The sequence below is a fragment of the Rhodococcus sp. BP-316 genome, from assembly GCF_019836105.1.
Classification (GTDB): Bacteria; Actinomycetota; Actinomycetes; order Mycobacteriales; family Mycobacteriaceae; genus Rhodococcoides.
The window spans coordinates 581,637-595,469 of sequence record NZ_JABUEE010000001.1; the positions used below are offsets into that span (position 1 = coordinate 581,637).

The following is a 13,833-nucleotide window of genomic DNA, read 5'->3' on the forward strand; positions in this document are numbered from 1 at the left end:
GTCTCGGTCTTTTCACCCGATTCGGCCGCCGAGGACTCGATGAGAGTCGAATTCTCGGCGGCCCGAGCGGGGCTCGCGGTCAGCCCAGAAGAGCGTCGACGAACGCGCCGGGCTCGAACGGAGCGAGGTCGTCGGCGCCCTCACCGAGGCCCACGAGCTTCACCGGGACACCGAGTTCACGCTGCACCTGGAACACGATGCCGCCCTTGGCGGTGCCGTCCAGCTTGGTCAGCACGACGCCGGTGATGTCGACGACCTGAGCGAAGACCCGGGCCTGCGCGAGACCGTTCTGACCGATGGTCGCGTCGAGCACGAGCAGGACGTCGTCGACGGGCGCCTTCTTCTCGATGACGCGCTTGACCTTGCCCAGCTCGTCCATCAGTCCGGTCTTGGTGTGCAATCGGCCCGCCGTGTCGATGAGCACGGCGTCGACTCCGTCGGCGATCCCGCGCGTCACGGCGTCGAACGCGACGGCGGCCGGATCCGCGCCCTCCTTGCCGCGCACCACCTCGGCACCCACGCGCTCGGCCCACGTCTGCAGCTGGTCGGCCGCCGCGGCGCGGAAGGTGTCGGCCGCGCCCAGCACGACCCGACGACCGTCCGCCACCAGGACGCGGGCGAGCTTACCGGTCGTCGTGGTCTTGCCGGTGCCGTTGACGCCGACGACGAGCAGGACCGACGGCCGGTCACCGTGCGGCAGCGCACGGATCGAGCGGTCGAACGACGGGGTGAGCTGCTCGATCAGCACCTCGCGCAGCAGGGCGCGGGCCTCGGGCTCCGTCCGCACGTTGCGCACGGCCATCTGTTCACGCAGCGTCGCGACGATCTCGGCGGTCGCCGCACTCCCCAGGTCGGCGACGAGGAGGGTGTCCTCGACCTCCTCCCACGAGTCCTCGTCGAGGTCGCCGCCACCGAGCAGTCCGAGCAACGACCGGCCCACGGCGTTCTGCGATCGCGACAGTCGACCGCGCAGCTTGGTCAGGCGGCCCGACGTCGGCTCGATCTCGTCGAGCACCGGAGCGGAGCTCGCCGGTTCCGCGGGCGTCTCCTCCTCCACCGGAGGGACGACCACGGGCGGGGTCTCGACAGTCGGTGCCTCCGTGGCCGGAGCGGGCTCGTCGAGCACCGGGTCGGGCAGCGAGATGTCGGTGATGCCCCGCTTGGGTGCGTCGCGAGGAACCGACGCGTCGTCACCGACCCGCGGCTGATCGTCGGTGTCGGTGCGCTCGAGGGTGGGTTCGGGGATCGGCTTCCGGGGCGCCGGCTCGGGCGGAGCCGCCGTGCCCTGCGAGAAGTCGAATCCGGTCCCGGCCTTGTAGCCACCCGATCGGTCGACCTCGCGGACCTGCTCGGTGGTGTCCGGACGGGCCAGGGAGATGCGGCGACGACGCTGCAACACCAACCCGACGACGAGCACGACGACGAGCAGTGCGAGGACGGCCGCCACGACGATCCACAGTTCGGTAGTCACGTCGACCATCCTGTCAGGACGGTGGCTCGGGAGTCGCCACCTCCCCCGCGGGCTCGAGGACGGCACGCTTGGGCAGCCGCTGCGAGATCACCGTCGTGATGCCGTCGCCGCGCATGCTCACGCCGTACAGCGCGTCGGCCACCTCCATGGTGGGTTTCTGGTGCGTGATGACGATGAGCTGCGACTTCTCCCGCAGCTGCTCGAACAGGCCGATGAGGCGACGGAGGTTCGTGTCGTCCAGCGCCGCCTCGACCTCGTCCATGACGTAGAACGGGGACGGCCGGGCCCGGAAGATGGCCACGAGCATCGCGACCGCGGTGAGCGACTTCTCGCCGCCGGACAGCAGCGACAACCTCTTGACCTTCTTGCCCGGCGGACGGGCCTCGACCTCGATGCCGGTGGTGAGCATGTCCGAGGGGTCGGTCAGTACCAGTCGGCCCTCACCGCCCGGGAAGAGCTTGGCGAAGACGCCGACGAACTCGCGCTCGACGTCGGCGTAGGCCTCGGTGAACACCTGCAGGATGCGGGCGTCGACGTCCGCGACCACGCCCAACAGATCCTTGCGCGCCGACTTCACGTCCTCGAGCTGGGTGGACAGGAAGTTGTAGCGCTCCTCCAGGGCGGCGAACTCCTCGAGAGCCAGCGGGTTGACCTTGCCCAGCGTCGCGAGGTCCTTCTCCGCACGCTTGACCCGGCGCTCCTGCTCCGCGCGGTCGAACGGCATCGGGGCCGGGGCCACCACCTGCTCGCCGCGTTCCTTCGCCTGCTCGTACTCCGCCATCTCTAGGTCGGTCGGCGGCAGCGTGACGTCGGGTCCGTACTCGGCGATCAGGTCGTCGGGCGCGATGGAGAACTGCTCCACCACGTTCTGTTCGAGCTGCTCGATGCGGAGCACCGCCTGCGCCTTGGCCACCTCGTCGCGGTGCACCGCGTCGGTCAACTGCGTGGCGCGCGCGGCGAGGGCGCGAACCTGTTCCCGCGTCCGGTCCAGCTCGGCCGCTCGGTCGGAACGACGGCGAGCCAGTTCGTCGCGGCGCACGGCAGCGTCCGCCACGACGCGCTCCAGCCGTCCGGCGACACGAGTCCCGGCCTCGGCGACCGCGGCGGCCACCGCAGCGGACTGCACGCGGCGTGCCCGTGCCCGCTCGGCTCGCGCACGGCCTTCTCGTTCCATCCGCGCCTGCCGACGGAGCTGGTCGGCCTTGCCGCGGACCGAGTCGGCGCGCTCCTCGGCGGTGCGTAGGGACAATCTGGCCTCGACCTCGACGGACCGCACCTCGGTGACCGCTGCGGCAGCGTCCTCGCGGGCCCGCGCCCACTCTTCCGCCTCACCGTCCCCGTCGGCGTCGCCGCCCTGGTCGTCCTCGGCCCGGCGCACGCGCTCCTCCAGTTCGGCGAGCGCGGTCACCGCCTCGTCCCGCTGATGCTCGGCCCGTTCGCGCTGGGACTGCAGCCGGGTCGACTCGGCATGCGCGACACGGGCGACCTGGCCCAGTCGGCCGAGTTGCTCGTACACCGCGGACATCGCGGCGTCGGACTCGGTGAGCGCGGCCAACGCCTGATCGGCGGCCTCCCGGCGGTCCGCCTGTTCGGCGAGCGCCCCGGACAGCGCCGCGGCGAGTTCCTCGGTCCGACGCTCCGTCGCCGCCAGTTCGGTCACCGACTCGTCGATGGCCGCCTGCACCTCGAGCGTGCTGGGTCGGCGGTCCGACCCACCGGTGATCCACCCGCGCCCCACCAGGTCGCCGCCGCGTGTCACGACGCGCACGTCGGCGCTGTCCTCGACCAGGGCGGTGGCCTCCTCCAGCGTGTCGACGACGCTGGTGCCCGCCAACAACGAGGCGAGCGCGCCGCGCGCCGACTCGGACGCCTCGATCACCGACAGGATCGAGGTGCCGGAGCCGATCCTCCGCTCCTTGGACGCCGCGCCCGTGGGGTAGACGATCGCCGCGCGGCCGGCGTCCTCGCTCTTGAGCGCCGACACCGCCTCGCGGGCGTTCTCGACCGACGAGACCACCACGGCGTCGGCCGCGGCTCCCAGCGCCACGGCCACCGCCACCTCGTAGCCCGGCCGCACGGAGAGGTGATCGCCCAACCTGCCGACGACGCCGTGCTGTTGCTTCTCCCCCAGCCACGCACCGCCGTCGCCGCGTTCCAGGTTCATCGTGAGAGCGTCGATCCGGGCGCGCAGCGATGCCACTCGCTGGCTCGACTCCCGTTCTCCCGTCTGCAGTTCCGCGACGCGGGCGTCGGCGATGGCCAGTGCCTCGACAGCATTCTCGTGCTGCGAGTCCAGTCCCGCCTCACCGGCGTCGAGTTCGCCGACCTTCTCCTGGACGATGTCGAACTCGGCCTGTGCGGCGTCGCCGCGGTGCCTCGCGTCCTCGATCGCGGTCGCGAGACGGGCCACCTCCGTGTCGTACGACTCGGCCCGAGCGCGCAGCCCGTCCACCTGACCGGAGAGCCGCGCGAGGCCCTCCCTGCGGTCGGCGACGGCGCGCACGGCAGCGGCGTGGGCGCGCTCCGCGTCCGCCGCGGCCGCTTCCCGTTCCGCGAGCTGCTCCCTCGCGGCATCGAGGGTGGCGCGCGCGAACTCCACCGCCTCGGTCAGCTGCAGCTCCTCCTCGGCGACCCGGTCCGCACGCTGCTCGAGCTCGTCCGGGTCGGGACCGCGGCGGTCCTCCGGCTCGTCACCGAGGTGACGTGCCCGCTCGGTCGCGATGCGCACGGTGGCGCCGACACGCTCGGCGAGAGCGGACAGCTGGAACCACGTCTGCGCCGCCGCCTCCGCGCTCGGGGTGAGTCGCGCGAGGTCCTGCTCGCCCTCGGCCAGCACCGCCTCGCCCTCGGCCAACGCGTCCTGGACAGCGGCGTACTCCTCGCGAGCCTTCGTCTCGTCGTGCGACTGTTCCGCCAGTTCGGTCCGGCGTGTCACCAGATCGTCGGCGGCGATGCGCAGGCGCGCGTCGCGGAGGTCCGCCTGCACGGTCTGCGCGCGCCGGGCCACCTCGGCCTGTCGGCCCAGGGGCTTGAGCTGCCGACGCAGTTCTGTGGTGAGGTCCGTCAGACGCGCGAGGTTGGCCTGCATGGAGTCGAGCTTGCGGACGGCCTTCTCTTTGCGCTTGCGGTGCTTGAGGACGCCGGCGGCCTCCTCGATGAAGGCGCGACGGTCCTCCGGCCGCGACTCGAGAATGGCGGCGAGCCGACCCTGACCGACGATGACGTGCATCTCACGGCCGATACCCGAGTCGCTGAGCAGTTCCTGGACGTCCATCAGTCGGCACGAGCTGCCGTTGATCTCGTACTCGCCGGCACCGTCGCGGAACATGCGGCGGGTGATCGAGACCTCGGAGTAGTCGATCGGCAGCGCGCCGTCGCTGTTGTCGATGGTCAGCGTCACCTCGGCCCGGCCCAGCGGGGCGCGGCCGGACGTGCCGGCGAAGATGACGTCCTCCATCTTGCCGCCGCGCAGCGCCTTCGCGCCCTGCTCCCCCATGACCCAGGTCAGCGCGTCGACGACATTCGACTTGCCCGATCCGTTGGGCCCCACCACGCAGGTGATGCCGGGCTCGAAACGCAGAGTCGTCGCCGAGGCGAAGGACTTGAAGCCCTTCAGCGTCAGACTCTTGAGGTGCATGGCGGTTCAGACTACCCAGCCCTGCTCTCTCAGCGTTCGACGAACCCGTCGAGTCCGCCGCGCGCGGATTCCCAGTTGTCTACCACGGTGGTCACCGAGCCCGGGGTGTCACCCGATCGCAGAGCGGCGAGCAGCGCTTCGAGATCAGCTCGATCTCCCTCGGCGACCACGTGCACCCGGCCGTCGGACGTGTTGGTCGCTGATCCGACGAGCCCGAGTTCCAACGCGCGCGACCGCGTCCACCAGCGGAAACCGACGCCCTGGACACTGCCGTGGACCCACGCGCTCAGCCGTTCGAGGTCGACTGCCGTCACTCCTCGACCTCGATACGGAGGTCCACCTCGGTGCCCGCCTTCAACGTGCGCCCCACCGTGCACACCTTGTCGACTGCCTTGGTGACGACGGTGAGCAACCGTTCCCTGGCCTCCGGATCGAGGGCGCTGAGGTCGACCGTCAGCACCTCCTCGAGCCGCGGGTAGCGCTCCTCGTCACGATCGGCGACGCCCGACACCCGGACGGTCGCGTCGTAGTCGTCACCGAGCCGGCGGGCGAGGGGACGATCGGAGCTCATGCCCGTGCATGCCGCGAGAGCGATCTTGAGCAGCTCACCGGGAGTGAAGACACCCTCGACGTCCTCGGACCCGATGAGCACTTCGGCACCGCGCGAACTCTTGCCGGTGTAACGACGTGTCCCGGTGCGATCGACCCACAGTTCAGCCATGGACCGAGTCTAGTCAGCGGCGACCGAGACCGTCCGCGGCCAGGTCCTTCGCCAGTCGTTCGGCGGCCGAGACGAGCAGTGGCACATAGTCGTTCGCGGTGTCGGGGGTGACGCGGGCGGACGGGCCCGCGATCGAGATCGCGGTGAGTGTCGGGGCGCCGATCACCGGAACCGCGAAGCACCGCACCCCCACCTCCTGCTCCCCCTCGTCCACGGAGTACCCGCGCTCGCGGATCACGGCGAGATCTGCGAGGAGCGCCGCGGGTGTGGTGTGGGTGTTCACCGTCTTCGGCGCCATCCCCGTCCGGGCGAGCAGTGCGAGCACCTCCTCGTCGGGCAGCTGCGCGAGCAACGCCTTTCCCACCCCGGTGCTGTGCGGGAACACGCGCTGACCCACCTCGTTGAACATGCGCATCGCATGCTCGGACGGCACCTGCGCGACGTACACGGCCATGTCGTCCTCGAGGAACGCCATGTTGGACGTCTCGTGCGTGATCGACACGAGCTCCGCCAGATAGGGACGAGCCCACGAGCCGATGAGCTTGGCGGATCGCTCACCGAGGGCGATGAGCCGTGTCCCCAGGGCGTACCGGCGCGACGGGAGTCGGCGTGCGTATCCCAGCGCCACCAGGGTCTTGAGCAGACGATGGATGGTCGGCATCGGCAGCTCGGCCGCCTCGGCCAGCTCGCTGACACCGACCGACCCGCCCGCACCGGCCATGATCTCGAGAAGGTCGAACGCGCGCTCGACCGACTGCACGCCGCCACTGGACTCCATGCCGCCGAGCCTATTCCACCAGGCGGAAGAAACGGCTCATTCCCTTCGCTCGACCACGATGGGTGGTGCCGCTGCGACCACCGACGGCGACGACCGTCGACCGGCAGTGATCTCGTTGAAGAAGATGTTGAGGATCACCGCGACGATGCTCGCCGCGCTGATTCCCGAGTCGAACACCACGTGCACCCACTCCGGGAACGCCGACCAGAATCCGGGCACGGCGATGGGAAGCACGCCGAATCCGATGGCCACGGCCACGATCACGAGATTCAGGTTGCCGTCGAAGTCGACCTTCGACAGGGTGCGAATGCCGCTCGCCGCCACCGAACCGAACAACACGATGCCGGCGCCGCCCAGCACGGGCAGTGGTACCGCGGCGACGAGACGTCCGAGGACGGGAAACAACCCCAGCACCAGCAGTACCGATCCACCGGCGGCGACCACGAACCTGCTCTTGATGCCCGTCACCGCCACGAGGCCGACGTTCTGTGCGAAGGCACTCGCGGGGAACGTTCCGAAGATCGGGGCAACGGTGGTGGCGAGCATGTCGGCCCGGAGACCGTCCCCGACGCGGCGGGAATCGACGTCGGTGCCGACGATCTCGCCCACCGCGAGGATGTCGGCCGTCGTCTCGGTCATGATCACCAGGATGACCACGACCATCGAGATGATCGCCCCGATCTGGAAGACGGGCGTCCCGAAGGCGAACGGCTCCGGGAGACTGAAGATCGCGCCCGTGCCCACGTCACCGAAGTCGGCCTCGCCGACGAGCGACGCGACAATTGTGCCGACGACGATGCCGATCAGGATGGACAGGCGCGACGCTGTGCCCTGCGCGAACCGGCTGACGACGAGGACGACGAGGAGACTGACACCGGCCAACCCGATGTTCGAGGTCGACCCCCAGTCCGGCGCGGACTCCGTCCCACCCATGGCCCACCGACAGGCCACGGGCAGCAACGAGATTCCGATGACCGTGATGATGGTGCCGGTGACCACCGGTGGGAAGAAGCGGACGATCCTGCTGAAGAACGGTGTGACGAGGATGCCGATGGCACCGGCGGCGATGATGGCGCCGAACACCGCGTTCAGCCCACCGGGCCCACTCGCGACGGCCACCATCGTGGACACGGAGGCGAACGAGATGCCCTGCACCAGAGGTAGCTTGGCGCCCACGAACGGCAACCCGAGTGTCTGCAAAAGAGTCGCCGCGCCGCTGACGAACAGGGCCGCCGACACCAGGATCGCGATGTCGGTACCGGACAGACCGGCGGCGCCGCCGACGATGAGCGGAGGCGCGATGACCCCGCCGTACATCGTCAGGATGTGTTGCAGGCCGTAGACGTAGGTCTTGCCGAGACTCAGCCGCTCGTCCTCCGGGCGGGCGGGATCGTACGCTGCGCGTGTCATCGCCGTCTCCTAACAGAATCCGGGAACGGTGTCCCACGCCCGGCCGGCGTCGGGGGCGTCGTCACGTTCGACGGTGGCCTCGATGAGCCCGTAGGGCCGGTCCGCGGCGTAGAACACCTCGCCGGGGTTGTCGAGCCCGAACGGTTCCAGGTCGACGAGGAAGTGGTGTTTGTTGGGCATCGAGAACCTGATCTCGCCGATCTCGGGATGCGCCTCCAGAACTTTCGTCCCCATCTGGAACAGGCTCTGCTGCAACCCCAGTGAATGCACCGTCGCGAAGGTCTCGAGCATGATGGAGCGGACGTCGGTGAACGTCTTGTCGAAATCGAGCTCGGTGGTGAGGTACCGCCACCGTGCACTCACCGAGGTGGCGAGGATGCGATCCGTCGTCTCCTGCAGAGTGGTGTATCTGTCGGTGGGGAAGCCCCAGAACTCCGAGCCCGTCGACTTGAGCACCACCAGATCGCTGAGGCCCGAGACGATCCAGGTGTCGTCGCCGTCCACGGTCACGATGGTGGTGCGCTTCTCGTCGCCGGCACGGACGAAGGAGTGATCGTGCCCTTCCGGTCCCGTCGGGATGCGGTCCCACGAGTACTGCTCTATCTCCCAGCGGCCGCCGGTGATCCAGTCGAAATCGGTGGTGAAGTGCCGCCCGAGACGCAGCGCGAACTCCTCGATGGCACCGATCCCGTGGCGTGCGAACGCGTACACGGTGTTCTTCTGTGTGTCGGTCGCGACGACATGACCGTTGTCGCCGTCGGTGTGCGCCGCGGACAGATCTCCTCGCAACTGCGACGTGACCGAGATGTCGGTGATGCGGTGGCGCGGGGTCTCCCTGTCGATGCGCACGAGGCGGCATTCGGCCTTGCCGTACTGGTTGGCTCCGAGAACGATCGTGCTCATGTCTAGCTCCCTCGATAGGTCGTGTACGCGAACGGGCTGAGAAGAATCGGAACGTGGTAGTGCTCGTCGGCGGAACGGATGTCGACGGCGATGTCGATCCGTGGATAGAAGGTCGGACGGCCCCCGCGCGCGAAGTAGGACGCGGTGTCGAAGGTCAGCCGGTAGACGCCCGGTTCGAGGCGGGCGGGACCGAGATCGGTGATGCGCCCCTGCGCGTCCGTCACGCGCGAGGCCAGGGTCACGCCGTCGCGTTCACGCACCAGTACCACCGACACGCCCTGTGCGGGAACACCATCGGCTGCATCGAGTACGTGCGTCGTGACGTGAGCGGGCTTAGTCACAGGACACCCGGCCCCAGGAGCCGCACAGCGGCGATCTGACGCAGAGCGTCCTCGATCTCGCGGAGTTCGGTCGACTCGTCGTGACCCAGCCGCCGATCGAGCTCGGCGAGCACGTCGGCGGCACTCCGGCCGGCCGCTCTGACGAGGAACACCCGACCGAATCGCGATTCGTACTCCTCGTTGCCGGCGGCGAGCCGAGCGCCGACCCGCGCATCGGAGCTGTCCACGCCGGACTGCTCCGAGCGTGCGAACGCGGCGCCGGCGTCGTCACCGACGGGCCGGTCCCCGATGCGCGGATGGTGCCGGAGCGCACCGTCGATCTCGGCGGGCGTGAACGGGGCGGCCACCGACATCACCGCGGTGTGCAGCGATCTCTCGTCCGCGAAGGGCGTCAGCGCGAGCAGCGCCCGGCCCCACCGGGGGATGTCGAGGCAGTGACGGAGGTGCTCTTCTCCGCCGTCATTCGCGCGGCTCTTGGATTCCGTATCGCGAAACAGCAATTCCATAGAACGAAGAGTGACAGCGGTCACACGCGCTGTCAACCCTCGATCTGCAGCGCCTCGCACGGCACGGCCGAGGGGGTTGACATCCCTACTGTGACCCGTGACACTCGACGCATCCGCGGAATACTTATTCCACATTACGGATTCTGGAGGTCCATTCGATGGCTCGACTCTTCTGCAACGGCGACGCTATGCGTGGTGGCGTTCTGCACCACAACGTCGCCGCCCACACCTTCCTCGGCACCGTGCGCACCACACCCGACTACCGCTTCTACTCGGTACGGGACGAGTTCCCGGCCCTGGTTCTCGCCCCGGACGGCGGCGCCGCCATCGAGGGTGAGCTGTACGACGTCCCGATGAATGACATCCGCGCTCGGTTCCTGCCCGACGAGCCACCCGAGCTCGAACTGACGGTCGTGCAGCTCGAGAACGGAGATTCCGTTCTCGCCGTGGGTCTTCGGCCCGGCATACTGCTCGACGACCACACGGGCCTGACGGACATCACCGCCGCCGGCAGCTGGCGGCGGTACCGCGGGCTCACCGCCCCGTCGTCCGGCGACGTCTCGTGAGCGGCCGCGAGACGTGGACGTACGCGGTCAACTGCTCGATCCTGTTGACCGAGGTGCCCCTCCTCGAGCGCCCTCGGCTCGCTCGGGATCTCGGCTTCGACGCCGTCGAGTTCTGGTGGCCCTTCGCCTCTCCCGTGCCCGCCGACCGCGAGGTGGACGCCTTCGTCACCGCGGTCGAGGATGCCGGGGTCCGACTGACCGGGCTGAACTTCGCCGCGGGCGACATGCCGGCCGGCGATCGGGGAATCCTGTCAGACCCGGCACAGATCGCGGCGTTCCGCGACAACATCGACGTCACGGTCGGAATCGGTGAGCGACTCGGTACCCGAGCGTTCAACGCGCTCTACGGCAATCGGCTCGAGGGGGTCGATCCCGTCGAACAGGACCGCGTCGCCACCGACAACCTGGTGGCCGCCGGCACCGCCGTCGCCCGACTCGGTGGAGTCGTCCTGATCGAGCCGGTGAGCGGAGCTCCCGCCTACCCGCTGACGACGGCCGCGGACGCGGTCGCCGTGATCGACCGGGTCGCCGCCCGCGGCGTCGACTCGCTCCGACTGCTCGCCGACCTGTACCACCTCGACGTCAACGGTGACGACGTCGCCGCGGTCATCGACACCCGGGCCGCCCTGATCGGACACGTCCAAATTGCTGACTCGCCCGGTCGCGGTGCACCCGGCAGCGGCGCCCTCGATCTGGACGCGCACCTCGCGCGCCTCGCCGAGAACGGCTACCGCGGTGTCATCGGACTCGAATACAAGGCCGCTCGGGACACCGCCTTCGACTGGCTCACCCACTCGCACTCCACGTAAGGATCCGCCATGAGCACCATCGCATTCATCGGACTCGGCATCATGGGCAGCCCCATGGCCGTCCACCTCGCACAGGCCGGCCATCAGGTGGTCGGGTACAACCTCACACCCGACCGCACCGCACCACTGGTCGAGGCCGGCGGCACCGCGGCCGAGTCGATCGCCAAGGCGGTGACCGGCGCGGACGTCATCGCGGTCATGGTGCCCGACTCCCCCGACGTCCAGGACGTCCTCACCGGCGAGGGCGGGGTGTTCGACAACGCACCTGCAGACGCCCTGATCATCGACTTCTCCAGCATCCGACCGGACGTCACCAGCGCGCTGGCGCAGGAGGCCCGGTCACGAGGGTTCCGCATCATCGACGCGCCGGTGTCCGGCGGTCAGGCCGGCGCCGAGAACCGGGCCCTGTCGATCATGGTGGGCGGCAGCGCCGAGGACGTCGAGTCGGCCAGGCCCATTCTCGACGTGGTGGGCTCGACCGTCGTCCACGTCGGACCCAACGGCTCCGGGCAGACCGTCAAGGCCGCCAACCAATTGATCGTGGCCGGCAACATCCAGGTGCTCGCTGAGGCGATCGTCTTCCTCGAGGCCTACGGCGTCGACATGCGCGCCGCCGTCGAGGTTCTCGGGGGCGGCCTCGCCGGGTCGGCAGTCCTGAAGCAGAAGGCACAGAAGATGCTCGACCGATCGTTCGAGCCCGGGTTCCGGATCGACCTGCACCACAAGGACCTCGGCATCGTCGGCTCCGCGGCACGCGAGGCGGGTGTCGTCACGCCGATGGGTGCCCTGCTCGCCCAACTGATGGCGTCGGCACGCGCCAACGGTGACGGCGGACTCGACCACTCGGCCTTGTTCCGCGGCGTCGAGCAGCTGTCCGGGAAGGCGAGCCGATGACCCGCATGCGCGCGGCCGACGCCGCGGTGAAGATTCTCGAACTCGAGGGCGCCACCACAGCATTCGGTCTCCCCGGCGCTGCGATCAACCCCTTCTACTCGGCCATGCGGGCGCACGGCGGGATCCGGCATGTCCTGGCCCGCCACGTCGAAGGCGCGTCACACATGGCGGAGGGATTCACCCGAGCGAAGGCCGGCAACATCGGCATCTGCATCGGCACCTCCGGGCCGGCCGGCACCGACATGATCACCGGTCTCTACTCCGCGATGGCGGATTCCGTTCCCGTACTGGCCATCACGGGCCAGGCACCGGTGGCCCGACTGCACAAGGAAGACTTTCAGGCCGTCGACATCGCGTCGATCGCCGCACCGGTGACGAAGATGGCCATGACGGTCCTCGAGCCCGCGCAGGTGCCCGGCGCTTTCGCGCAGGCGTTCCACCTGATGCGGTCCGGGCGCCCCGGTCCCGTCCTGATCGACCTGCCCATCGATGTGCAGATGGCCGAGATCGAGTTCGACCCCGACACGTATCAGTCACTGCCGGTGCACAAGCCGCGTGCCTCGCGGGCACAGGCGGAGAAGGCGATCGACATGCTGCTCGCCGCCGAGCGACCGTTGATCGTCGCCGGCGGAGGCATCGTCAACGCCGACGCATCGGACCTCCTGGTCGAGTTGGCCGAGATCCTGAACGTCCCCGTGATCCCCACGCTGATGGGCTGGGGCACCATTCCCGACGATCATCGCCTCGCCGCGGGGATGGTCGGGCTCCAGACCTCGCACCGTTACGGCAACGCGACGCTGCTCGCCTCGGACTTCGTCATCGGCATCGGGAACCGGTGGGCCAACCGACACACCGGTGGCCTGGACACCTACCGCGGGACGCGGACGTTCGTCCACGTCGACATCGAGCCGACTCAGATCGGACGGGTGTTCGCCCCCGACTACGGCATCATCTCGGACGCTGCGGCAGCACTGGAACAGTTCGTGGCCGTCGCACGTGACCGCCGCGCGGCCGGTGCGCTCCGCGACCTCACGGGCTGGGTGGAGGAGTGCGCGACGCGGAAGCGGACCATGCAGCGTCGCACGCACTTCGACGACGTCCCGATCAAGCCGCAGCGCGTGTACGAGGAGATGAACCGTGTCTTCGGCCGGGACACCCGCTACGTCACGACGATCGGGCTGTCGCAGATCGCGGGCGGACAGTTCCTGCACGTCTATGAGCCGCGCAACTGGATCAACTGTGGCCAGGCCGGTCCACTGGGGTGGACGATCCCCGCCGCGCTCGGTGTGGTCGCGGCGGACCCGAGCACACCGGTCGTGGGTCTCTCGGGCGACTACGACTTCCAGTTCATGATCGAGGAGTTGGCCGTCGGCGCACAGTTCAACCTCCCCTACGTGCACGTGCTGGTGAACAATTCGTACCTCGGTCTGATCCGACAGGCCCAGCGTGCCTTCGACATGGACTTCTGTGTGCAGCTCGGTTTCGACAACATCAATCACCACGACCCGGTCGACGGTGAACCGGGCATCCCCAAGGGCTACGGCGTCGATCATGTCGCCGTCGCGGAGGGGCTGGGCTGCAAGGCGTTGCGCGTCACCGACCCGGATGCGATCGCGGACGCACTCGCCTCGGCCCGCACCCTGGCGGCCGAGCACAAGGTCCCCGTCGTCGTCGAGATCGTGTTGGAGCGCGTCACGAACATCGCGATGGGCACCGAGCTGGACAATGTCGGCGAGTTCGAGGATCTCGCGCGATCGTCCGCCGATGCACCCACGGCACTGCTGATGTTGGACTGAG

13 protein-coding genes are annotated in these 13,833 nt (G+C 69.2%); 4 read left to right on the forward strand and 9 right to left on the reverse strand.

Annotated features, from left to right (window positions below; translation table 11 throughout):
* Positions 1 to 79: 79 nt before the first annotated feature.
* The 9 genes from ftsY to uraD are packed head-to-tail and all read right to left on the reverse strand — an operon-like array spanning position 80 to position 9,767.
* Positions 80 to 1,480 (reverse strand): signal recognition particle-docking protein FtsY, encoded by a 1,401-nt coding sequence (ftsY, locus tag HQ312_RS02715; protein ID WP_222637724.1) that lies wholly within the window; start codon positions 1,478 to 1,480, stop codon positions 80 to 82.
* 4 nt (positions 1,481 to 1,484) lie between these two features.
* Positions 1,485 to 5,108, reverse strand: a complete 3,624-nt coding sequence (gene smc / locus HQ312_RS02720) for a chromosome segregation protein SMC (protein WP_222637725.1) — start codon at positions 5,106 to 5,108, stop codon at positions 1,485 to 1,487.
* Positions 5,109 to 5,137: 29 nt separating this feature from the next.
* Positions 5,138 to 5,422 carry an acylphosphatase gene (locus HQ312_RS02725; RefSeq protein ID WP_027505005.1) on the reverse strand — a complete coding sequence of 95 codons (285 nt, stop codon included), beginning with the start codon at positions 5,420 to 5,422 and terminating at the stop codon, positions 5,138 to 5,140.
* On the reverse strand, positions 5,419 to 5,829 hold the full coding sequence (locus HQ312_RS02730; RefSeq protein WP_027505004.1) for an OsmC family protein: 411 nt from the start codon (positions 5,827 to 5,829) through the stop codon (positions 5,419 to 5,421). Before HQ312_RS02730 ends, HQ312_RS02725 begins: the two co-directional genes overlap by 4 nt.
* A 13-nt stretch (positions 5,830 to 5,842) precedes the next feature.
* A complete protein-coding gene (locus HQ312_RS02735) occupies positions 5,843 to 6,607 on the reverse strand; it encodes an IclR family transcriptional regulator (RefSeq protein ID WP_027505003.1) in 765 nt (254 codons plus the stop codon).
* 36 nt (positions 6,608 to 6,643) lie between these two features.
* Positions 6,644 to 8,017, reverse strand: a complete 1,374-nt coding sequence (locus HQ312_RS02740) for a nucleobase:cation symporter-2 family protein (RefSeq protein ID WP_222637726.1) — start codon at positions 8,015 to 8,017, stop codon at positions 6,644 to 6,646.
* Between the two features lie 9 nt (positions 8,018 to 8,026).
* A complete protein-coding gene (pucL, locus tag HQ312_RS02745) occupies positions 8,027 to 8,920 on the reverse strand; it encodes a factor-independent urate hydroxylase (RefSeq protein ID WP_204867885.1) in 894 nt (297 codons plus the stop codon).
* Positions 8,921 to 8,922: 2 nt separating this feature from the next.
* Positions 8,923 to 9,261 carry a hydroxyisourate hydrolase gene (gene uraH, locus HQ312_RS02750; RefSeq protein WP_222637727.1) on the reverse strand — a complete coding sequence of 113 codons (339 nt, stop codon included), beginning with the start codon at positions 9,259 to 9,261 and terminating at the stop codon, positions 8,923 to 8,925.
* Positions 9,258 to 9,767, reverse strand: coding sequence for a 2-oxo-4-hydroxy-4-carboxy-5-ureidoimidazoline decarboxylase (gene uraD / locus HQ312_RS02755; RefSeq protein WP_222637728.1), 510 nt, complete (start codon positions 9,765 to 9,767; stop codon positions 9,258 to 9,260). The genes uraH and uraD overlap by 4 nt, the downstream gene beginning before the upstream one ends.
* Before the next feature lie 158 nt (positions 9,768 to 9,925).
* Between uraD and HQ312_RS02760 the strand changes: the two genes are divergently transcribed.
* The 4 genes from HQ312_RS02760 to gcl are packed head-to-tail and all read left to right on the forward strand — an operon-like array spanning position 9,926 to position 13,832.
* A complete protein-coding gene (locus HQ312_RS02760) occupies positions 9,926 to 10,333 on the forward strand; it encodes a gamma-glutamylcyclotransferase (protein ID WP_222637729.1) in 408 nt (135 codons plus the stop codon).
* Entirely contained in the window at positions 10,330 to 11,142 is an 813-nt protein-coding gene (locus HQ312_RS02765; RefSeq protein ID WP_222637730.1) for a hydroxypyruvate isomerase family protein, read from the forward strand. The genes HQ312_RS02760 and HQ312_RS02765 overlap by 4 nt, the downstream gene beginning before the upstream one ends.
* A 9-nt stretch (positions 11,143 to 11,151) precedes the next feature.
* On the forward strand, positions 11,152 to 12,036 hold the full coding sequence (locus HQ312_RS02770; RefSeq protein WP_222637731.1) for a 2-hydroxy-3-oxopropionate reductase: 885 nt from the start codon (positions 11,152 to 11,154) through the stop codon (positions 12,034 to 12,036).
* Positions 12,033 to 13,832 carry a glyoxylate carboligase gene (gene gcl, locus HQ312_RS02775; RefSeq protein WP_222637732.1) on the forward strand — a complete coding sequence of 600 codons (1,800 nt, stop codon included), beginning with the start codon at positions 12,033 to 12,035 and terminating at the stop codon, positions 13,830 to 13,832. Before HQ312_RS02770 ends, gcl begins: the two co-directional genes overlap by 4 nt.
* The last annotated feature ends 1 nt before the right edge of the window (position 13,833 follow it).

Coding starts and splice junctions, on each gene's coding strand:
- ftsY (WP_222637724.1), bottom strand. CDS start 1,480: ATGGTCGACGTGACTACCGAACTGTGGATCGTCGTGGCGGCCGTCCTC.
- smc (WP_222637725.1), bottom strand. CDS start 5,108: ATGCACCTCAAGAGTCTGACGCTGAAGGGCTTCAAGTCCTTCGCCTCG.
- HQ312_RS02730 (WP_027505004.1), bottom strand. CDS start 5,829: ATGGCTGAACTGTGGGTCGATCGCACCGGGACACGTCGTTACACCGGC.
- HQ312_RS02735 (WP_027505003.1), bottom strand. CDS start 6,607: ATGGAGTCCAGTGGCGGCGTGCAGTCGGTCGAGCGCGCGTTCGACCTT.
- HQ312_RS02740 (WP_222637726.1), bottom strand. CDS start 8,017: ATGACACGCGCAGCGTACGATCCCGCCCGCCCGGAGGACGAGCGGCTG.
- pucL (WP_204867885.1), bottom strand. CDS start 8,920: ATGAGCACGATCGTTCTCGGAGCCAACCAGTACGGCAAGGCCGAATGC.
- uraD (WP_222637728.1), bottom strand. CDS start 9,767: ATGGAATTGCTGTTTCGCGATACGGAATCCAAGAGCCGCGCGAATGAC.
- HQ312_RS02760 (WP_222637729.1), top strand. CDS start 9,926: ATGGCTCGACTCTTCTGCAACGGCGACGCTATGCGTGGTGGCGTTCTG.
- HQ312_RS02770 (WP_222637731.1), top strand. CDS start 11,152: ATGAGCACCATCGCATTCATCGGACTCGGCATCATGGGCAGCCCCATG.
- gcl (WP_222637732.1), top strand. CDS start 12,033: ATGACCCGCATGCGCGCGGCCGACGCCGCGGTGAAGATTCTCGAACTC.